Consider the following 21138-nt stretch of genomic DNA (forward strand, 5'->3'; position numbering starts at 1 on the left):
CAGGCATGAACAAACTCATCGAAATCAAGAACGTGCGCCACACCTACCAGACCCAGAACGGGCCGCTGCCGGTGCTGGACGGGCTGAACGTTTCTGTTCCCGAAGGCGGGTTCGCCGCCGTGGTCGGCCCCTCTGGCTGTGGGAAATCCACGCTGACGCGCCTGATCGCGGGGCTGATGAAGCCCGACGAAGGTGAAGTCTGGTTGCACGGGGAACGGGTGAAGGGGCCGCGCTCCACCGTTGGGATGGCCTTTCAGAACCCGGTCCTGCTGGAATGGCGGACGATCCTGCAGAACGTAGTTCTGCCGTTGGAAATCGTGCCGACCAAGCTGAACCGCAAACAACAGGAAGACCGCGCCCGCTATCTGCTATCGCTCGTTGGCCTAGACGGGTTCGAGGACAAGCGCCCCTCGGAGCTTTCTGGCGGGATGCGCCAGCGCGCCTCGCTGTGCCGGGCGCTTGTGCATTCGCCCGACGTGCTGATCCTCGATGAACCCTTCGGCGCGCTGGATGCCTTCACGCGCGAGGATCTCTGGCAGACGATGCATCAGGTGAAGGAAAAGGAGCCGTTTACCGGCGTGCTCATCACACATGACCTGCGCGAGTCGATCTTTCTTGCCGATCAGGTGATTGTGCTGTCGGGTCGCCCCGCACGCACCCAGTTCCTGCTCGATGTGCCCAACACCGGGCGTCGCACGCTGGACGACCTTTACACGGTTCAGGCGACCGAAATGCTGCACACCCTGCGGCATCAGATCGAAATCGCGCAGGGCCGCGCCGCCGCCTGACAGGCGTCCTGCTTCTCTGCTTTCCCAAGTACTCACTCCCTGCCGCACCAGATGCGACCGATATGACGAGACCCCGACCATGCGCCTGAGATCCTTCCTGACCCCCCTGATTGCCGTGGTCGTTTTCCTTGTCCTGTGGGAGGCGCTTGTCTGGGTCATGGGCTGGCCAGATTACAAGATGGCCTCTCCCTCTGACCTCGGTCCGGCCTACACCCGCTACTGGGAGCTGTTCCTCGTGATGGGCTGGCAGACGCTGTGGCGCACCGTGGTGGGGCTGCTGTTGGCCATCGTCGTGGGGGTCATGTTTGGCATGGTCATGGGCTTTTCGCGCACGATGCGGGACGCGCTCTATCCGCTGTTGGTGGGGTTCAACGCGGTGCCCAAGGCGACAGTGGTCCCCATCGTGGCGCTGATGTTCGTGGGGATGCATGACTTCAACACGGTGCTGATCGCTTTCATGATCTCCTTCTTTCCCATTGCCGTGTCGATCTCCATCGGGTTGTCGACGCTGGAACCGGAATACCGTGACATCCTGCGGTCTCTCGGCGCGTCACAAACCACGATCTTCTGGAAAATCGCCCTGCCGAAAACCTTGCCGGAGTTCTTCGGAGCGTTGAAGGTGGCCGTCACGCTGGCCTTCATCGGCACCAACCTGATGGAGATCGTCTCCCCCCACGGGCGGGGCCTTGGCGCGCTGTTCGACAGTGGCAAGACCAACTCCGACTATCCGCTGATGTTCGCGGTTCTCATTGCCTTGGCCTTCCTTGGGATCGTTCTTTATTACGTCGTCGTGGCGCTGGAGAAGATCTTTGCCGGCTGGGCAGAGCGTCAGCCCGGCTAAAGGCCCCTCGCTTCTTTGCTTTCCAAATACTTCGGGGGCGGCCGTAGGCCGGGGCAGCGCCCCCACTGCGCAAAGCAATTTTGGCGAAGCCGCTTTTTTTCGCGGGCGCAGCCCGCGCCGGTCGTCCTGCCGCAGGCAGGGCGAAACCCTTCTGTCCGACCTTGGATGCGTTGACACGACTCGACAATATTGTTTACGTGTGAACAAAAGGGCGCCGCAACAGGCCCTGTGGGAGGACATCATGGACACGACAGAAACGCTCGTCACCTACGAGCTGCAAGGCGACGTTGCGCTGATCGGGCTGAACCGCCCTGAAAAGCGCAATGCGATTTCGGACCGTTTCGTCGAAGCGATCCATGACGCCGTGCAGCGCGCCCAGTCGGAGGCCCGTGCCGCGGTGATCTTTGGCCATGGCAAGCATTTCTGCGCCGGTCTCGATCTCGCCGAACATTCCGAAAAGCCGCTGTTCGAGGCGGTCAAAGGGTCGCGCCGGTGGCATGCGGTTTTTGACGGCATCGAACGTGGCCTGATCCCCTTTGTGGCGGCGATCTCTGGCGCGGCCGTGGGGGGCGGGTTTGAACTGGCGGCCTCTGTGCAGGTCCGTGTCGCAGAGGAAACCGCGTTTTTTGCTCTGCCAGAAGGGCAGCGCGGCATTTTTGTCGGCGGCGGCGGCTCGGTGCGGATTTCGCGCCTGATCGGACCGGCGCGGATGGGTGACATGATGTTGACGGGGCGCGTGCTGAAGGCTTCGGAAGCTGAGGCCTGGGGTGGCGTGTCCTATGTGGTGCCGGAGGGCGGCGCGCTGGACAAGGCGGTCGCGCTGGCGCAGCAAATGGCGACCAATGCGGAATTCACCAACTACTCGGTCATCAATGCACTGCCGCGTATCGCGGATATGTCGTCCGAGGACGGGTTGTTCACCGAAGCGATGGTGGCCTCGCTGGCGACCATGACCGACGACGCCAAGGACCGCCTGCGGGCCTTTCTCGACAAGCGCGCGGCCAAGGTGCAGGACCCCAATGCCTGAGGGGAAGGGCGCTCTGGGGTACGGCGTCCTGAGCGACAGCTTTGGCTTTTTGCTGCGGCTGGCGCAGTTGCGCAGCTTTGCCGAATTCTACGCCGACATGGGGCCGGAGGACATCCGTCCCGGAGAAATGACCATGCTGTTTGTGCTGGCGGAAAATCCGGGCGTGCGCCAAGGGGTTCTGGCCAAGGCCTTGCAGATCAAGCGCGCTCACATGACCAAGATGGTGCACGGGATGGAGGCCGAGGGCCTGTTGGAACGCACCGTGCCCCAGGACGACAAACGCTCGGTGGAGCTGTGGTTGACCGACTTGGGGCGCGCGCGGATTGATACGGTGCGCCCGGTTTTTGTTCGGCACGAGGCACGCGATGTGCCGGGATTGGAAAGCGCCGAGGTGGCGGAGCTGAAGCGGCTCTTGCGGCGTTATGTCGGGATCGACCCCGAGGAAAAATAGGCGATCACGGGGCGTGTCCTGATCGCTGGCGGCGGCATTGGTTGCCCGATGATGGCGCTAATTCTGCACCAGATCGGCGGGCCCGGCCTCATTTGAAGAGGCGAAGGTCGAAGCCGCTGGGCGTTGGTATCAACCTTCAACCCAACGCGACGTCGGGCTTTGCCAGGGACACGTTGAACACCGCGCGGCCCGCGTGATTCCCCAAGAGGCGCGGCTGCGTGAGCCGTCAGCGGCTGAACGGCTGAAACCGGGGTCGATTGTCGCCCCGGTCTGAAAACCACATCTTGAACGCTCCTTTTTCCGGCTTTCGCTCCATGTGACTTCGCGTCATGCGGGAACGAATATTTGCCAGCAGGTCAAATTTGTATCTAGCCTGTTACAGATCGTCGCTACCGCAAGGGGCGACAGGTGGGGGTGGTTTCATCATGGGTGCATCGGGTGATCCGATCGCGGCCAAGGGTTGCCGTCATGGCCCTCCGCCGTTTGTAGCGCCAAAAGCTGATGGATCTTGAACATGCCGCTGAAAACGATGAAGACCGCCAACGCTCACTCCAAGGGGTTTTTCTCTGATATTTCTGATTGGGGGCACAGCCTGCTGCTTTTCCAGCAGACGGATTGGAATGATTTCTTCAGCCAGATCAAACGTGGGCTGGCGCAGATCTTCAGCGGCAAACACCATGGTCAAACGACGGTGACCGAAACGTTTGATGCGGATGGCAACCTGATCCGGGTGGAGGAGGTGGACAAGCGTGGGTTGACCACGACAACCACATTTGATGCGGAGACCGGGGTGAAAACCAGCGTCACCGAGACCAAGCGCGACGGACGTATCATCGAAACGCTCTATGATGGGGAGACCGGGGTCAGAACCTCTGTCACTGTGACGGATGGGGCCGACAACCGGTCATGGGAGACCAAAGAGAAGATTTACGATGATGACGGGCGGCTGGCCCAGTTTACCTATACCTTCGACAATGGCCGCGTGGTGGAGCAGCGTCTGCGCAACATCGATCCGGATGCGGCAGATGACGCGACCAGCACGGCATCCGGTGCAGCGGTTGCCGTGGATGTTCTGGCCAATGATATCGACCGCAACGGCGATGTTCTGGCGGTGGACAGCTTTACCCAAGGGGCGCTGGGGACAGTGACGCTGGACGACAACGGCACGGCGGATACCAGCGACGACCAGTTGATCTACACCGCCAGTGCCGGTGTGGCGGGCACCGACAGCTTTACCTACACGGTCAGCGATGGTGACGGTGGCACCGACACGGCAACGGTCACTGTGACCGTGACCAACGAGGCGCCGGAGCTGTCGGTCGAGGCGGCAGTCAGCGTCGAGGAAGGCACCACCGAGGTGGCCGCCATGATCGCGGGCACCGACGCCGAAGGCGACACGCTGACCTATTCCATTGCGGGCGGGGCGGATGCGGAGCTGTTCACCATCGACGCCAACACCGGGGCGCTGTCGTTCATCGCGGCCCCGGATTTTGACACACCGGCGGATGCGGGTGAGGACAACACTTACGACGTGGTGATTGGCCTGTCGGACGGGGTGAACCCGACCGTGACCCAGAGCGTGGCCGTGACCGTGACCGAAGCACCGGTCGTGGGACCAGAACGCGAGACTGTCGCCTTCGATCTGGTGGGCTCTGCCAGCCAGGGGCTGACCAGCTACACAAATTTTGCGCCGACCTTCAACTCGGCGGGCGATGGGTTCGGCGTGTATCAGGTGGGTGTGTCGGGCTCGATCCCGTTCAGCCTGCTGGACGACAGCGCGGGCGTCTTTGCGAGCGATTCCCTGGGGATCATCGACTCGGCTGCGAACCTGGACGCGTTCTTTGGCGCGACGGATACGGTGAACAGCGACACCACGGGGCCGGTTTCGGCAACTTGGGTTTTTGATATCTCCGGCTATGCCGATCTTGGGCTGAACATCGACTTCGGCGCGATGGGGGACTTTGAAAGCAGCGATACCTTTACCGTCAGCTATTCCATCGACGGTGGCGAGACGCAGGTGGCCTTTGATTTCACCGCCGACGAAGACGATAGCCAGACCTATACGCTGGCGGGCGGCGCGGTTGAGGTGCTGGACGATCCGCTGGTCGAGACGCTGACCGGCACGACCCTGTCGAACATGTTGCAGACCCTGTCTGCCAGAATCGAAGGCAGTGGCAGCGAACTTGCGCTGACCGTGACGGCCGATACCAACGGCGGGACCGAAGCCTTTGCCATGCAGAATGTCACCATCGATGGCGTGGCGCAGTCCGTCACAGGGGTCATCGCCTTTGATATGGTCGACGGAACGAGCCGGAACCTGACCGGCACGGCGACCACGGCGCCGACGTTCAGCAGTCCGGGCGACGGGTTTGGCATCTTTCAGGTAGGGGTGGGCAGCGTGCCCTTCAGCCTGCTGGATGACAGTGCGGGGGTCTTTGCCGCGGACACGCTGGGCATTGTGGACAGCGCAACGAACTTCGGCACGTTCTTCGGTGCGACCGATACGGTGAACAGCGACAACAGCGATCCGGTGTCCTACACATGGAGCTTTGACGTGTCCGGCGCGACGGATCTGTCGCTGGCCATCGACGCAGGGGCGATGGGCGATTTTGAAAGCTCGGACGTGTTTTCCATCGCGTACAGCATCGACGGGGCAGAGGCCGTGACCCTGTTCGACTTCATCGCCGACGAGGCGGCGGCGCAAAGCTACACGCTGGCGGGCGGGACAGTGGTGTCGCTGGATGATCCCTTGATTGAGACGACGACGGGCCTGTCCCTGACAAACGTCTTTCAAACGCTGGAAGCGGATCTTGCGGGCACCGGCAGCACGCTGGAGGTCATTGTCACCGCGGACACCAACGGTGGCACCGAAGCGTTTGCGCTGCAAAACCTGCTCATCACGGGCACGACGGGGGGCGGTGGCACGCCAGTTGCCCCGACCTATGCCGTTGCCACCTCTGACACCCAGGGGTTCGAGGGCGGCAGCTTTGCCTTCACGGTGACGCGCTCCGGCGATACGTCGGTTGCAGGCAGCGTGGAGTACACCATTGGTGGCGATGTGGATGCCGACGATATCAGCGGCGCGCTGGCCGGGACGGTGGATTTTGCCGCGGGTCAGACCTCGGCGACGGTCACTGTGAACACGCTGGATGATGACCTCAGCGAGGCGCTCGAGACGCTGAGCCTGACCCTTTCCAATCCGGTGGAAGGCACCATCACGACCGCCAGCGCCAGCGTGTCGGTGCAGGACAACGATACGATCACGCTGATCTCTGCCGTGCAGGGGGCGGGGGACGTGTCCGGTTTCGTCGGGCAGGATGTGACGGTGTCGGCGGTCGTCACCTACACCTTCCGGGATGGGTTCTTTGTCCAGGAAGAGGTCACGGACAGCGACGGCAACCCGATCACCTCCGAGGGGATCTTTGTGTTCACCGACAGCTTGCCCAGCGTCGCCCTGGGCGATCTGGTGCAGGTCACCGGTGGCGTCAGCGAGCGGTTCGAACGGACGCAGATCACGGCGACGGATATCGTGACCGTCAGCAGCGGCAATGCGATCCCGGACTATACGTCGATCTCGCTGGATCCGGCCTCGGCCCCGAATTTCGAAAGCCTCGAAGGCATGTTGGTGAGTGTCGACAGCGGCACGTCCGATCCGCTGACGCTGATCACCAACTTCAATCTGGACCGCTTTGGCGAATTCTGGGTGTCTGCGGGCGGCCAGACGCAGCCGACGCAGCTTTTTGATGCGCAGACCGAGCTGGCCGAGGTTCAGGCGCTGATGGAGGCGAACGAGAACGCGCGCCTGTTGATCGACGACGGGTCGAGCACGTCCAACCCGACGGAGTTCCAGTACATTCCGAACACCACCGATGGCGACAACGGCAACGGTTATCTGGACGCGGGCGACACGTTCACGGCGGATGGCGCAACCTTCCGGATCGGGACCGAGTTCACAGCACCGCTGACCGGCGTGATGGATTATGCGTTCTCTGAATATCGTTTGCAGCTTGATGACATGGTGCAGATCGACGAGAGCACGAATTCTGGCGCGCGTCCGGTCGATGCGCCGGATGTCGGCGGCAACGTGCAGGTGGCGTCGTTCAACGTGTTGAACTTCTTCACCTCCTTGTCGGACGCGGAGGCCAACAACCCGGCGGGACAGGCGCGCGGTGCGGCAAGCGAAGCCGATCTGATGCGTCAGGCAGAGAAGCTGGCCAATGCGATCCTCGACAGCGGGGCCGAAGTGGTCGCCTTGCAGGAGCTTGAAAACAACGGCGCAGAGGCCCTGACCTACCTGCTCAGCGCATTGGAGGCCGAGGCCCTCGAACGCGGTGTTACGGACCAATACGACTGGAGCGCCGTGGCGACGGACGCGGGGACGTTCTCTGGCCCGTATGGCGGCGACGCCATCACCACGGGCGTGATCTACAACGCGGCGGCGGTGGCTTTGAACGACGCGGATTACCACGTCTTTCATGAGCCGTCAGGCGCGGTGACGGCAGAGCTTGCCGGGCTGTCGGCGGATCAGTTCAACCGCCCTGCCATTGGCGCGACCTTCACCCATCTCGACACGGGAGAGACCTTTACCGTGGTGTCCGTGCACTTCAAATCGAAGGGTGACAGCGGGCTGGCCTCGGCGGTGTCGGCGGCAGACGCGGCTGTTGCCGCAGGCACCGCGTCGGCGGATCAGATCGCGCTGCTGTCCGATCCCAACGTCGATCAGGGCAATGGTCAGGGCTACTGGAACCAGGTGCGCACCGATGCCGCCGAAGAGCTGATGGCCTGGCTCGAAGGCACCAATGCGGACCCGGCGGACAATTTCCTTGGCACCGGTGTCGAGAACGGTGAGTTCCTGATCCTCGGGGATTTCAACGCCTATGCCGAAGAAGATCCGACGCAGGTGTTCTCTGACGATGCGGATTACGTCGATCTGCTGGAGTTCTACGTCGGCACGGAAAACGCCTACAGCTATGTCTTTGACGGGCAGGCGGGCGCGCTGGATCAGGCCATCGCCACGGATGATCTGGCGCTGTCGATCACCGGTGCGGCCGAGTGGCACATCAACGCCGCGGAGCCGGACCTGCTGAGCTACAGCAGTGCCTTCAACGACGAGCGCTTTTACAGCGACGATGTGTTTGCCGCCTCCGACCACGATCCGGTGATCGTTGGTTTGCAGCTGGAGGCGGCTGTCGCCTGAGACTGTCTGGCGTAAGAAATATGGACCGGTCCCCGCGTGGGGCCGGTTTTCTTATGCTGTGCGTACATTCCGTCAGCAAAGACGACACGATTGCAGCGTGGCAAGCAGCGGGACACTTTACTTTGCCTGCCTCGCGGATAAGCGTGACGCCAACACACGACGAAAGGATGCATCATGCTGAAACGCAAGCTGGGGGCCGATGGGCCAGAAGTGTCGGCGCTGGGACTTGGCGGCATGTCATTTTCGAATTTCTACGGCCCGGTGAGCGAGGCGGAGGCACATGCGGTGCTGGACGCGGCGGTGGAGGCCGGGGTAAACCATGTGGACACGTCGAACATCTACGGCATGGGCCGGTCAGAGGAGGTCATCGGGTCATGGCTGGCCAAGCGCGGCGGCGACAACCCGTTCCGCATTGCGACCAAGGCCGGGATCACCACCGATGCCAATGGGCAGCGCGCCTACGACAACACGTTCGAGCATCTCGCGTCGGAACTGGATGGCAGCCTGGCACGGCTGGGGCTGGAGCAGGTGGATCTGTTCTACGTGCATCGGCGCGACCCGAGGCTGGAGATCGAGGAGGTGGTTGAAAGCCTCGTCGCCTTGCAACAGACCGGCAAAATCAAGGCCTTCGGGTTTTCGGAGATCGCGCCGACCTCGTTGAAACGCGCGGCGGCGGTGGCGCCTGTTGCGGCGGTGCAGTCGGAGTATTCGCTCCAGACGCGCCTGCCGGAACTGGGGCTGATCCAGATGTGTGAGGCGGTGGGCACTTCGCTCGTGGCGTTTTCGTCGGTTGGGCGGGGGCTGCTGACGGATCGCCCGCCGCAGCCGGGGCAGTTTGCCGAAGGGTCGTTCATGGCGACCAACCCGCGGTTTTCCGGCGGTAACCTGGAACGCAATCTGACAGTGACCGAAGGGCTGCGGGATCTGGCGCGGGATGTCGGGGTGCCCACCGCCTCGCTGGCGATTGCATGGGTGCTGGGCCAGTCCCCGGCGATCCTGACCATTCCGGGCACACGGTCGGTCGATCACTTTGGCGAGCTGGTCACAGGGGCAGAGTCGCTGTTGGACCCGGATCTGCTGATCGAGATCGAAAAGCGCCTGCCGGTGGGCTGGTGTCATGGCGACCGATACGCGGATGCACAGAACGTGGGACCGGAGCGGTACTGCTGAGCGCGGCGCGCCTGCGCGTTACAGGTGATCCGCCGGGACTGCCCCCGGCGGTTCGGGAACGGGCGACCTCAGGTTGAGAGCGCCCAGTCGACCGTGGCCTCTGCCTGCGCCATGTCGGAGGGGGCAAGGGCGCGCCAGAGCGTGAGCGCCTGTGCCGCGCCGGAGTGATCCGCGATGCGCTGGGACAGCAGGTCCGCCGTCGCGCACCAGCACGCCCGCAGCATGGCGTCGGCGGCGAGGGCCTGTTGTGAATGTGCGGCGGTCGCAAGCCGTTCGATGAGCGTCTGTATCCGGTCGAGCAGGGGCGACGTGCCATACCGGGAAACAACGGCGTTCATCGTGTCCGGGGATTTCAGCAACCGGCGAAAGAGGATGTCCTGCGCCTGCATCCCGGTGGTGCCTTCGTAAATCGTCATGATGCGCGCATCGCGAAAGTGGCGCTCTGCGGGCCATTCGCGGGTGTATCCCGCGCCGCCCAGCACCTGAATGGCGGCATCGGCATTGGCCTGTCCCAATTCGCCGCCGAAGGTCTTGGCCATGGGCAGAAGGAACGGAGCAAGGGTCCGGGCCTGCGGGTCGCCTGCCTGCGCCTGTTGCAGGGTGACGGCGGTTTCCACGAGCAGCGCCGCCAGAATGTGGGCGCGGGCGTCCATCATCATCAGTTGGCGCTGTACGTCCGGGTGGTCGATGATTGCGACCGGGGGCTGGGCGGGGTGGCCGCCTTGTTTGCGGTCCTCGGCGTAGCTGCGCGCCAGAGTGGCTGTGGTGGCGGCAATCCCGGCCCCTTGCGTGCCGACCTGCAGGCGCATCAGCTCGATCATGTTGAACAGCGCAGGCAGGCCGCGCCCCTCGGTGCCGATCAGCGTGCCTTTGGCGGCGTCAAAACGCACAACGCAGGTGGGGGAGCCATGCAGGCCGAGCTTTTCTTCGATGCGCTCCACGTGGGTGCCGTTTTGCGGCCCGCCTTCGATCAGGAACAGCGACAGGCCCCGCGTGCCGTCCTCAACCGTGCCGGTGCGGGCGAGGCAGAGGTGGCCGATACGCTCTGCCATGTCGTGATCGCCGAAGCTGATCCAGCATTTTGTGCCTGAAATAAGGTAGGCGTCGCCGTCGGCGGTGGCCCTGGTGCGGATGCGCCCCACGTCGGAGCCTGCGTCGGGTTCCGAGATACAGATGGTGGCCGCCCATGTGCCGTCGGCCAGTTTCGGGCACCACTGCGTCGCCAGCTCCGGGGCAGTGGCGGCAAGGCAATGGGCGGCGGCGCGCGTTGATCCCAGCGCCATCATGAAGGGCAGGGCCGCGCCCTCCATCTGCGACGAGGCCGTGACGTGCAGTGCCAGAGGCAACCCCATGCCGCCCAGATCCGGCGCTAGGTCCGGGGCGATCCAGCCGTCTTCGCCCATTCGGCGAAATGTTTCGGCATAACCTGCCGGGGTTTTGACGCGCCCCTCCTCGATCCGGCAGCCTTCGACATCGGCGCGGGCCGCGAGCGGTTCCAGTTGGGTCCTTGCAAACTTGGCGGCCTCGCTCAGCACGTGCAATGTCGCGGTGTCGTCAAGATCGCTGGCGGCGGCTTGTTCGGCCCAGCCCGGCGTGGCGTTGAGGATGCTCAGCAGCGTTTCCGGCGTCATGGATGCACCTTGATGATGCGCGGGTCTTCTGCCCAGAGCGCGTCCACCAGATCGGCGCGGTGGCGCAGGACGGCACGCTGATTGATGGAGCCCTTGTCGGTCACTTCGCCCTTGTCGAAGTCCAGCGGTACGGCCATGTACATCGCCCGCATCACGCGCGACGCGGAGCCGCCAGATGTCTGGGCGGCCGCAGTGAGCCGATCTTGGGTGGCCTTTTGCACGGCAGGGTGGGCCAGCAGCGCCTCACCGTCGAGGCTGTCGTCGCCAGCGATCTTGCGCAGGGCGGAGTGGTTTGGCACCAAAAGCGCGCCGAGTTCTGTGTGGCCTTCCCCCGCAATCACGCAGTCGGAGGCGAGGCCGCCCATGGCATCGGTCAGCTTGGCCCGCAGCGGCCCGACCGCGACCCATGTGCCGGAGGAGAGTTTGAAATTCTCCGCCAGCCGTCCATCGAACATCAGTCCCTTGGCCGGATCATCGGGATCGGCAAATTTGAACGCGTCGCCAAAGCAATAGAACCCTTCTTCGTCAAAGGCTTCGGCGGTGAGCTCTGTATTCCCCCAATAGCCGGGCGTGATGGAGGGGCTTTTTATGCGGGCCTCCAGCTTATCGCCCTGGGGCACGAGTTTGATCGTCACCCCGTGGGCGGGCAGGCCGATGTTGCCTGCGGTCTGCTGGCGGGTTGTGTTGATCGTGGCAAAGGGGCCGGTTTCGGTTGAGCCAAAGCCTGTGGTCAGCAACAGGCCGCCCGGCACCATGTCGTTGGCCACATGGGTGATGCGATCCCAGACGTGCTGTCCCATACCTGCGCCGGCGTAGAACAGCATCTGCAACCTTTTGAAGAACGTCTCGCGCAGTTGATGGTCCGTTTCGAACGCGTCGAGCAGCATCTGATAGCCGAGCGGCACGTTGAAATACCATGTTGGCGAAACCTGCCTCAGGGTTTCGATGGTCTTGCCGATGGCCTTGGGTGTGGGGCGACCATCGTCGATGTAATAGGTGCCGCCGTTGTAGATCACCATGTTGAAGACCTTGTTGCCGGAGGCCGTGTGGTTCCACGGCGCCCAATCGACCACGACCGGCGGTGTGTCCACCATGAAGGTGAAACACTGCTGGATGATCTGCTGATTGGAGCAGAGCATGTCGTGCGTCTGGGTGACGGCCTTTGGCGATCCTGTGGTGCCGGAGGTGAAGAGGAACTTGGCGACCGTGTCCGGTGTGACGGCGGCGGCGGCATGTTTTTCCTCGGGCCCGGGAGGGGTGGCGAGCAGCGTGTCGAACGCAATCGTTTCGTGCCCCTCGACCGCGCCAGAGAGGCTGACGACCGGAATGTCGTCGCCGAAGACCGCGCGGATGGCGGGCGCGAAATCCTCTGCCGCATCCGCAAAGATCACGCCGGGAGACAGCTGGGCCGCGATGTCGCGCAGTTTCAGATAGTCGCCGCCGGAGAGCGCGTAGGCTGGGGCCAGCGCGGCGGAGGGCACGCCCACATGCTGCGCCCCAAGCGCCATGACGGCATGTGCGGTGGAATTGCCTGACAGGATCAGAACGGGGGTGTCTTCGGTCAGTCCGCGGGCGGACAGCCATTGGCCGACGCTGCGGATTTGCGCCCAGCCTTCGGCGTAGCTCAGACGGTCCCAGCCCCCTGCGCCGTCCTTTTGGGCCATCCACGTCTGGTCAGGGGTGGTTTCGGCCCAATGGGCAAACCGGTCTGACAGGCAGCGCGGCCATTCGGCCAGCGGGTCTTTCTGTGCCAGCAGGATGGTGCCGTCGGCGCGACGGTCCACGGTGAGATGCGGCGTCCAAAAGGACACCTCACGCTGAGATGTTGTCATGTTTCCTCCGTCCCGGCGTCCTCCTGCCGGGTCTCCTCGGGACACGTTGACTCAGATTGGAATTTTTGTCTACTAGGAAACAATACGGTTCCGTGTTGCCGCACGGAACGGAACAGACCCGGTCAAGGGGGCTTGGAGGCGGCGCTGGGCCGTGCCACCCTATGGGTCGCTGAACGGGAGGTTCCATGAACATCGACGATCTTGTCGCCATCGACTTTCACACCCATGCCGAGGAGCCTTGCTGTGGTCCGCGCGACGACGGCTATGGTGATTTTCAGGCTGCCATGGCCAAGTATTTCCGCAACCCCGCGGGGGCGGACGGGATGCTGCCCAGCGTACAGCAAACCGCCGATTATTTCCGCGAGCGCAAAATCGGCGCGGTGATCTTTCCGGTGGATGCGGAGCGCGAGACCGGGTTTCGCCGCTACTCCAACGAGGAAGTGGCGCAGATCGCGGCGGAAAACGACGACATCCTGATCCCCTTTGCCAGCATTGATCCGCATAAGGGCAAGGCCGGCGCACGTGAGGCGCGGCGACTGGTCCGCGAGTTCGGTGTCAAAGGGTTCAAGTTCCATCCGACCATGCAGGGTTTTTTCCCCAACGACCGCGAAGCGGCATACGCCATCTATGAGGCGATCGCCGAAGAAGGTGCGATCATGCTGTTTCACACCGGACAGACCGGTGTCGGGTCAGGCATGCGCGGTGGCATGGGGATGCGGCTGAAGTATTCCAACCCCATGTACATTGACGATGTGGCCGTGGATTTTCCCGACACGCCGATTGTCATGGCGCATCCGTCATTCCCCTGGACCGAAGAGGGGCTGGCCGTCGCGCAGCATAAGCCCAACGTCTATCACGACATGTCGGGCTGGTCGCCGAAGTATTTCCCGCCGCTCTTTGTGAAATACGCAAACTCGATCCTGAAGCACAAGATGCTGTTTGGATCGGACTGGCCGGCGATCACACCGGACCGCTGGTTGAAAGATTTCGAGGAGATCGGCATCAAGGACGAGGTGAAGCCTTTGATCCTGAAAGAAAACGCGCGGCGTATCCTGAAGATGTGAGTTTCGCCTCGCGTGCGCGAGGCGACCGGCTGGGGGGCTTTGCCCCCCAGCCCCCCCCAAAGTACTTTCCGAAAATAAGGGGCGCTGCCTCAGGTCATGGAGAGAGCGACCAGTGCGCCGGTTTCCGACAGCAGCTGGGTGGCGCCGCAGACGTCTCCGGTCTGGCCGCCGATGCGCATGAGGGCGCGGTGGGCCAGGAAGGCCGTTGTGAGCGTCATGCCCAGCAGCGCGGCGATGGCCGGAACCCCGAGCGGTATCATCAGGAGCGCCGTCAGAACGAGGCCCGCCCCATAGGCGCGGCGGGAGGTGCTGGCGGATTGGCCAAGACCGTCCTCGCGGGCGGAGGGCAGTTCAGTCAGCACAACCAGCATCGCCATGCGGCTGGCGACGGCGAGGGCCAGCAGCGAGAGCGGGGCGTGAGAGGTGTCCGCCAGCGCGACCACCCAAGCAAGTGAGACCACAGCCAAAGCCAGCGCGCCGTAGCTGCCCAGACGGCTGTCGCGCATGATGTCGAGCGCATGGGCCCGGTCCCGCCCGCCGCCGAGACCGTCGGCCACGTCTGCGAGCCCATCGTGGTGCAGCGCGCCTGTCACCATGGCTTGCGCACCGAAGGTCAGGGTGGCTGCCAGAAGGGGCGAGGCCCCCAGCGCCGAAAGTGCCATCCAGACCAGCGCCGTGATCCCGCCCACCAGCAGGCCCACAACTGGGAAAGCCCAGCGCGCATCTGACAGATCGGGGACGGGATCGGACAGGCGTCCCACCGGCAGGCGCGTGAGGAAAACCACCGCCAGCCGGAGCTCTTCAAGGTGGCGGTTAACCACCGGAGACCTGCGCCTCGGCAAAGGTCGCCATGCCATTGTGACACTCCAGAGCCGCGCGCAGCACGCCAAGCGCCAGAGCCGCGCCGGACCCTTCGCCCAAGGCCATGTCAAGGGTCAGGACCGGCTGCTTGCCCATGGCGTCGAGCAGGCGCGCGTGGCCGGGTTCGGCGCTTTGGTGGCCGACGATGCAATGGTCCAGAAAGGCCGGATTGGCGGCGAACAACGGCACCACAGCGGCGGTGCAGATGTAGCCGTCAAGGATCACCGGAATGCGGCGGGCGCGGGCCTCGATCACGGCGCCGCAGATGGCGGCCTGTTCGCGGCCCCCGTAGGCGCGCAGCAGGTCGAGGCCGCGCGCCTTGGCGTGCAAGCTGCGCCCTTGTTCGATCACGCGGGCCTTCAGCGCCTTGCCGTCGTCGTCCGATCCGGTGCCACGTCCGACCCAGTCGGCGGCGTCCCCGCCAAAGGCGGCGCAGGCGAGGGCGGCGGCAACGGTGGAATTGCCGATGCCCATTTCGCCAAGGATCAGGATGGACGCGCTGGGCGGAATGGCTTTTGCCCCGGCCTGCATGGCGCTGAGCACTTCGGCCTCGGTCATGGCCTCGGTCTCCGAGAAATCGGCAGTGGGGGCGTCAAGCTCCAGCGCAACCACGTCAAGGTCCGCGCCAGACGCGCGACACAGTTGGTTGATCGCGGCGCCCCCGGATTTGAAGTTGGCGACCATCTGGGCTGTGACCTCTTGGGGGAAGGGGTTCACCCCCTTGGCGCAGATGCCGTGATTGCCCGCGAAAATCAGCGCCTGTGCCTGACCGATGGAAGGGTGCGCGCTCTTTTGCCATCCTGCCATGAAGCTGGCCAGATCCTCGAGCCGGCCCAGAGATTTCGGCGGTTTGGTGAGGTTGCCCTGACGGGTTTCGGCCGCCGCGATGGCGTCCGTGTCCGCCTGTGGCAGCGTTTCGGCAAGGGCTGCAACCTCGGCCAGCGTGGTCAGATCAGAGAGGGTTGTCATTGGGTTTCACCTTGATTGGGCAGCCTGCGACGGTGAGGATCACGGTGTCCGAGACCTCTGCCACGCGGCGGTTGAGCCATCCTGCGGCGTCGCGAAAGTCGCGCGCCAGCTTGTTTTCGGGGACGATCCCTGCGCCGACCTCGTTGGTCACCAGGACCACGGGGGCCGTCTGGCGGGTCAGCGCATCGGCGAGGGTTTCCCCCGCCGCACGCCAGTCGTGATCGCCGAGCATCAGATTTGTCAGCCACAGTGTCAGGCAATCCACCAGCCGAGGGTCGCCGCCGTCGGTGCGGCCCAGCGCCTCCACCAGATGGAGCGGCACGTGATGGTTGGACCATTCCGGGCCGCGCCGGGCCTGATGGGTGGCGATACGGTCGCGCATCTCGTCATCCCAGGCCTCCGCCGTGGCGATATAGACCGCGCGACCTGTGGCACGCAGGGCCAAGCGTTCGGCCAGTTCCGATTTGCCAGAGCGCACGCCGCCGGTGATGAGTATCGACTTTTCCATTGCGTCGTGAAAAAGCAGGTTCGCTCCGGTTTGAAAAGCCTCAAAATCCGTGGGCGTTCGGCTGGGGAGCGACATGACCGACAGACGACCTGAACTGGTCCTGATACGACACGCCCCTGTGGCGGTGCCCGGACGGCTGGCAGGGCGGACCGATTTCCCGGCGCGGCTTGATCCAGAGGCTGTGGCGCGCCTGCAGGGGCTGCTGCCGGACGTGGCTGCGGTGATCTCCAGCCCGGCGCAGCGTTGTGTCACGACGGCCGCAGCGGTGTTTTCGGGCGCGGATGTGGCAACGGATGAACGGCTGTGGGAGCAGGACTTCGGGACGTATGACGGTGCGCTTTTGGCGGATTTGCCAGATCTTGGCGCGCTCTCGTCCGAGGCGCTGGCCGCGCACCGCTGGCCGGAGGGAGAGAGCTTTTCCACGGTATCCTCGCGGGTTGCCCCTGCGTTGTCTGACGCGGCGATGCGGGCACAAACCGAAGGAGCTGTGGCGGTCGTGGCCCATGCGGGCGTGATCCGGGCGGCCTTGGCGCTGGTTCTCGGGCATGTGCCGGGGGCGCTGGCCTTTGAAATTGCTCCTTTGTCGGTGACGCGTTTGGGGGTCTGGGAAGGCCGCCCGGTGTCGATCCGGCAGGTGAATGGGGGCGGGCTGTGACCTCGGTTGCCGGGCATTTCGGGGAATGGCTGCAAGGGCTTATGGGCGGACGCGTGGTGCTGGTGACGATGGCGTGCCCTGCGTTGCAGGCGCATGCGGGCGGCGCGCTGCGTCTTTTCCCTGCGGACGCGATGGTGCGGTTTTGCGAGCTGCTTGGGCTGGCCGGGCCGGTGCCGGGCGTGACGCTGGACATGCCTGCGGGCGGCGGGGCCGGGGCCTCGACCGCCGCACTGGTGGCCGTTGCGCGCGCCATGGGGTTCGAGGGAAGCCCCGAGGATCTGGCCCGCGCCTGCCTGAAGACCGAAGGGGCCTGTGATCCGCTGATGTTTAACGCGCCGGATCAACTGGTCTGGGCGTCGCGCACCGGGGAGATTGTCGATCGGTTGCCCGCACCACCACGGGCGGAGGTGGTCGGAGGCTTCTGGGGGCCGCCGCTGCGGACCAATGGCGAGGATTGTGGTTTCCCGGATGTGACGGACCTGGTGCAAGCGTGGCGCGAGGCGGTCACTTGCAGCGATTTGCCGGCGGCAGCGTCGGTGGCGACGGCCTCCGCGCAGCGCTGTGATACCCTGCGCGGCCCGGCGGATCCGATGGCTGTTCTGGCCGGTGACTTGGGCGCCTTGGGCCGGGTCCGGGCGCATACGGGGTCGGCACGCGGGCTGATCTTTGCGCCCGGCGAGGTGCCGGAGAGGGCCTGTGATATGCTGCGCGAAGCGGGTCTGACGGGTGTGCTGCGCTTTACCACGGGGGGGGACGCATGAGCGCGCTGGCGATGTTGCTTGGGCTGGGTGCAGAGGCGGCCGTAGGCTGGCCTGACGGGCTGTTTCGTCGGATTGGCCATCCGGTGGTCTGGATCGGTCGGCTTATCTCGGCCTGTGAGAAACGCTGGAACACCGGGGGCCGCGTCCGACGGATCGCGTTCGGCGCGCTGACGGTTGTGGTGATTGTCGCGGTTTGCGCCTGTGGGGCGGCGCTTGTCGCCGGTGTTTTGCCCGGAGGATGGATCGGCGCAGTCCTGACCGGGGGTCTGGCATGGCCCTTTCTTGCGGTGCGGTCCCTGCATGATCATGTCGACGCTGTGGCAAAACCCTTGGCTCAGGGCGACTTGGCAGGCGCGCGTCAGGCGGTGTCCATGATCGTGGGGCGCGATGTGTCCCGCTTGGACCGCGCTGGCGTCGCCCGTGCCGGGATCGAAAGCCTGGCCGAGAATGCCTCTGACGGGGTGATCGCGCCGCTGTTCTGGGGCGTGTTTGCGGGGTTGCCCGGTATCGTGGCCTACAAGGCGATCAACACGATGGATTCGATGATCGGCCACCGTTCTGACCGGTACGAGGCCTTTGGCAAGGTTGCGGCGCGGGTGGATGACGTGGCCAACTGGATCCCCGCGCGGCTGACGGGCGCGTTGTTCGCGCTGGTGGGGGGGATGCGGGCGTGGTCCGTGATGTGGCAGGATGCGAGGGGGCATCGTTCGCCCAACGCAGGCTGGCCAGAAGGGGCCATGGCCGGGGCCTTGGGCGTGCGGCTGTCCGGCCCGCGCGTCTACGAAACCCACACCGCGCAGGAGCCTTGGTTGAACGCAGGCGCGGCTGATCCGGACGGGGCAGCGATGCTGCGGGCCTTGCGTCTTTACCGACGCGCGATGATGCTGGCGGCTGCTGTGCTGGCCTGTCTGGCGCTGATCTGAGGAGCGGATATGCGAGATCACGGAGGCAACCTCGACGCGGCGATGGCGCGGTTTGGAGGCGGGGACAGCGATTGGGTTGACCTGTCCACAGGCATAAACCGCGTGCCCTATCCCGTGGGGCCGCTTCCCGCGCGCGCCTGGACGGCCTTGCCAACGCGCAGCGACATGACCCGGTTGGAGGACGCGGCGCGGCAGGCCTATGGAAGCACGGCAGAGGTTGTCCCGCTCACCGGTGCGCAAGCGGCGATCCAGTCGGTGCCGTTTCTGCACACCCCCGGAGAGGCGCGGGTTTTATCGCCCACCTACAACGAGCACGCAGCGGCCCTGCGCACCGGTGGCTGGCGCGTGACACAGGTCGGCGTGATGTCGGACCTCGCGGGTGCGGATCTGGCGGTGGTGGTGTCGCCGAACAACCCCGATGGCCGGAGTTTTGCGCCGGGTGCATTGCGCGATCTGGCGCGGAGGGTCGGCCTGTTGGTGGTGGACGAAAGCTTTGGCGATGCCCGGCCCGGTGCCTCAGTGTCGCGCGATGCGATGCCGGAGAACGTGGTGGTGCTGCGGTCGTTCGGAAAGTTCTACGGGCTGGCTGGTGTGCGGCTGGGGTTTGCCTTGGGGCAGGGGGCGTTGATGGACCGGATGCGGGCGTTGGCGGGGCCCTGGCCGGTGTCCGGTCCGGGGATCGAGATCGCCTGCACGGCCCTGTCCAACCGCGCATGGCAGGCACAGACCATAGCGCGCCTGCAGGAGGATTGCGTGCGTATGGATGGCTTGGCATCCCGCGCGGGCTGGACACTGGTGGGGGGAACCGAGCTGTTCCGGACATATGCCACGCAGGATGCGGTCCGGATACAAGAGCAGCTGGCCGAGGCGCACATCTGGAGTCGGGTGTTCCCTTATGACCCGACGTGGATCAGGCTGGGACTGCCAGCGCCGGAAGAATGGGCGCAGGTGGAGGCGGGCTTTGCGAGCCTGTGACGTCAAGGCCGGTTTCTGAACGCTCCGTGATATGGCCTGATGCGTGCCCTTGTCCCAAGGGCGGGCGGGATTGAAATCGAGCCGCGCCGGACCCCTTTCGGGTCTGGTCGCTTTCCGGAAACCGGGAAGGGGCCTTAATGGTCAAACGCAAAAGGGCGAGGCCATCGGCCCCGCCCTCGTTTTCTGGAAGATAAGGCCGATCAGCCTTTGTAGTCGGTCCAGGCCATGTCTTCGCCGGTCAGGCCGCCCTTCATGACGCGCGTCGGCAGGCCGATGCCATCAAGCAGGGTGAAAAATGGCTTCGGGTCCAGTTCTTCGACGTTTTTCATGGTCTTGGCGTCCCATTCGCCGGTGGCCACCAGCATCGCGGCTGCCACCGGGGGCACGCCTGCGGTGTAGGAAATGCCTTGCGAGCCGACCTCTTCGTAGGCCTCCTTGTGGTCGGCCACGTTGTAGACGAAGAGTTCTACGTCCTGACCGTCCTTGGTGCCCTTAACCAGATCGCCGATGCAGGTCTTGCCGGTGTAATCGGGGGCGAGCGAGGCGGGATCGGGCAGGCAGGCTTTGACCACCTTGAGCGGCACAACTTCGCCGCCATCAGCCAGTGTCACGGACTGTTCGGACAGCAGGCCAATGTTTTTCAACACGGTGAACACATTGATGTAGTGGTCGCCAAAGCCCATCCAGAAGCGCACGTCCGCCTGCGGGTAGTTGGTTGCCAGCGAATGCACTTCGTCATGGCCCGACTGGTAGGCTTTCGACGGGCCGACCACCGGCAGATCCCACTCGTGGCCGGAGGCGAACATGGTCGTCTCCTTCCACTGCTGATCTTCCCAGTAATACACCACGCCGGTGAATTCGCGGAAGTTGATCTCCGGGTCGAAGTTGGTGGCGAAGAACTTGCCGTGCGAGCCCGCGTTGATGTCCACGATGTCGATGGATTTGACCTCGTCCATCTGATCGATGGCAAAGCGCGCGAATGCGTTCACGACGCCGGGATCAAAGCCCGCGCCGAGGATCGCGGTCACGCCTTTTTCGGCACATGCGTCGCGGCGCTTCCATTCGTAGTTGGCATACCACGGCGGCGTTTCGCAGATCTTGTCGGGTTCTTCGTGGATCGCGGTGTCGATGTAGGCGACGCCGGTTTCGATGCAGGCGTCGAGCACGTGCATGTTCACGAAGGCGGTGCCGACATTGATGACGATCTGGGCGCCGGTTTTGCGGATCAGCTCGGCCACCTGATCCGATTGCGTCGCATCAACGGCATGTGCCGTGAAAGGGCCGTCCACCTTCATGGCGGATTTTTCATGCACGGAGGCGATGATCTCGTCGCATTTGGACTTTGTCCGGCTGGCGATATGGAGGTCCCCAAGCACATCGTTGTTCTGGGCACATTTATGCGCCACCACTTGCGCGACGCCCCCGGCGCCGATGATGAGAACGTTCTTCTTCAAGCCAGAACTCCCTTTGTTGAAGGCCCCTGAA

At 64.2% G+C, this 21138-nt stretch carries 17 protein-coding genes; 11 read left to right on the forward strand and 6 right to left on the reverse strand.

All coding sequences use genetic code 11. The features are described 5' to 3' along the window. The first annotated feature begins 5 nt into the window (after nucleotides 1-5). The 6 genes from GGQ68_RS10830 to GGQ68_RS10855 all read left to right on the forward strand — a co-directional run bounded on the left by GGQ68_RS10830 (nucleotide 6) and on the right by GGQ68_RS10855 (nucleotide 9474). Nucleotides 6-788: an ABC transporter ATP-binding protein gene (locus GGQ68_RS10830; RefSeq protein WP_183965871.1), complete on the forward strand. Its 783-nt coding sequence runs from the start codon at nucleotides 6-8 to the stop codon at nucleotides 786-788. Between the two features lie 79 nt (nucleotides 789-867). Further along, nucleotides 868-1629: an ABC transporter permease gene (locus GGQ68_RS10835; protein ID WP_183965873.1), complete on the forward strand. Its 762-nt coding sequence runs from the start codon at nucleotides 868-870 to the stop codon at nucleotides 1627-1629. Between the two features lie 241 nt (nucleotides 1630-1870). Then, entirely contained in the window at nucleotides 1871-2656 is a 786-nt protein-coding gene (locus GGQ68_RS10840) for a crotonase/enoyl-CoA hydratase family protein (RefSeq protein WP_183965875.1), read from the forward strand. Further along, complete coding sequence (locus GGQ68_RS10845) at nucleotides 2649-3107, forward strand: MarR family winged helix-turn-helix transcriptional regulator (RefSeq protein WP_183965877.1); 459 nt, start codon at nucleotides 2649-2651, stop codon at nucleotides 3105-3107. The genes GGQ68_RS10840 and GGQ68_RS10845 overlap by 8 nt, the downstream gene beginning before the upstream one ends. 514 nt (nucleotides 3108-3621) lie before the next feature. Next, nucleotides 3622-8304, forward strand: a complete 4683-nt coding sequence (locus tag GGQ68_RS10850; protein ID WP_183965879.1) for an ExeM/NucH family extracellular endonuclease — start codon at nucleotides 3622-3624, stop codon at nucleotides 8302-8304. Between the two features lie 174 nt (nucleotides 8305-8478). Next, the gene (locus GGQ68_RS10855) at nucleotides 8479-9474 is read left to right on the forward strand and encodes an aldo/keto reductase (RefSeq protein ID WP_183965881.1); all 996 of its coding nucleotides are present in this window, start codon (nucleotides 8479-8481) and stop codon (nucleotides 9472-9474) included. A gap of 68 nt (nucleotides 9475-9542) precedes the next feature. Here GGQ68_RS10855 and GGQ68_RS10860 read toward each other — a convergent pair whose 3' ends face one another. Further along, nucleotides 9543-11105 (reverse strand): acyl-CoA dehydrogenase family protein, encoded by a 1563-nt coding sequence (locus GGQ68_RS10860; protein WP_183965883.1) that lies wholly within the window; start codon nucleotides 11103-11105, stop codon nucleotides 9543-9545. Beyond that, on the reverse strand, nucleotides 11102-12937 hold the full coding sequence (locus GGQ68_RS10865; RefSeq protein ID WP_183965885.1) for a feruloyl-CoA synthase: 1836 nt from the start codon (nucleotides 12935-12937) through the stop codon (nucleotides 11102-11104). The genes GGQ68_RS10860 and GGQ68_RS10865 overlap by 4 nt, the downstream gene beginning before the upstream one ends. A 185-nt stretch (nucleotides 12938-13122) precedes the next feature. On the opposite strand from GGQ68_RS10865, the gene GGQ68_RS10870 reads away from it, so the two are divergent. Beyond that, complete coding sequence (locus GGQ68_RS10870) at nucleotides 13123-14001, forward strand: amidohydrolase family protein (RefSeq protein WP_183965887.1); 879 nt, start codon at nucleotides 13123-13125, stop codon at nucleotides 13999-14001. 89 nt (nucleotides 14002-14090) lie between these two features. Here GGQ68_RS10870 and cobS read toward each other — a convergent pair whose 3' ends face one another. From cobS to cobU, 3 genes are read right to left on the reverse strand one after another with little or no spacing between them, the layout of a single operon-like run. Further along, complete coding sequence (gene cobS / locus GGQ68_RS10875) at nucleotides 14091-14822, reverse strand: adenosylcobinamide-GDP ribazoletransferase (protein ID WP_343055928.1); 732 nt, start codon at nucleotides 14820-14822, stop codon at nucleotides 14091-14093. Further along, nucleotides 14815-15831, reverse strand: a complete 1017-nt coding sequence (cobT, locus tag GGQ68_RS10880) for a nicotinate-nucleotide--dimethylbenzimidazole phosphoribosyltransferase (protein WP_183965891.1) — start codon at nucleotides 15829-15831, stop codon at nucleotides 14815-14817. The genes cobS and cobT overlap by 8 nt, the downstream gene beginning before the upstream one ends. Next, complete coding sequence (cobU, locus tag GGQ68_RS10885) at nucleotides 15815-16339, reverse strand: bifunctional adenosylcobinamide kinase/adenosylcobinamide-phosphate guanylyltransferase (protein ID WP_183966431.1); 525 nt, start codon at nucleotides 16337-16339, stop codon at nucleotides 15815-15817. Before cobU ends, cobT begins: the two co-directional genes overlap by 17 nt. A 73-nt stretch (nucleotides 16340-16412) precedes the next feature. Here cobU and GGQ68_RS10890 point away from each other — a divergent pair, with 73 nt between their 5' ends. The 4 genes from GGQ68_RS10890 to cobD are packed head-to-tail and all read left to right on the forward strand — an operon-like array spanning nucleotide 16413 to nucleotide 19653. Next, a complete protein-coding gene (locus tag GGQ68_RS10890; protein WP_183965893.1) occupies nucleotides 16413-16994 on the forward strand; it encodes a histidine phosphatase family protein in 582 nt (193 codons plus the stop codon). Further along, nucleotides 16991-17755: a hypothetical protein gene (locus GGQ68_RS10895; RefSeq protein ID WP_183965895.1), complete on the forward strand. Its 765-nt coding sequence runs from the start codon at nucleotides 16991-16993 to the stop codon at nucleotides 17753-17755. Before GGQ68_RS10890 ends, GGQ68_RS10895 begins: the two co-directional genes overlap by 4 nt. Next, a complete protein-coding gene (cbiB, locus tag GGQ68_RS10900; protein ID WP_183965897.1) occupies nucleotides 17752-18678 on the forward strand; it encodes an adenosylcobinamide-phosphate synthase CbiB in 927 nt (308 codons plus the stop codon). The genes GGQ68_RS10895 and cbiB overlap by 4 nt, the downstream gene beginning before the upstream one ends. Before the next feature lie 9 nt (nucleotides 18679-18687). After that, the gene (gene cobD / locus GGQ68_RS10905) at nucleotides 18688-19653 is read left to right on the forward strand and encodes a threonine-phosphate decarboxylase CobD (RefSeq protein WP_183965899.1); all 966 of its coding nucleotides are present in this window, start codon (nucleotides 18688-18690) and stop codon (nucleotides 19651-19653) included. Between the two features lie 200 nt (nucleotides 19654-19853). On the opposite strand, the gene GGQ68_RS10910 is transcribed toward cobD, so the two are convergent. Then, nucleotides 19854-21107: a saccharopine dehydrogenase family protein gene (locus GGQ68_RS10910; RefSeq protein ID WP_183965901.1), complete on the reverse strand. Its 1254-nt coding sequence runs from the start codon at nucleotides 21105-21107 to the stop codon at nucleotides 19854-19856. Nucleotides 21108-21138 lie beyond the last annotated feature (31 nt).

It is taken from the genome of Sagittula marina (assembly GCF_014196795.1).
In the GTDB taxonomy this organism is placed as follows: domain Bacteria; phylum Pseudomonadota; class Alphaproteobacteria; order Rhodobacterales; family Rhodobacteraceae; genus Sagittula; species Sagittula marina.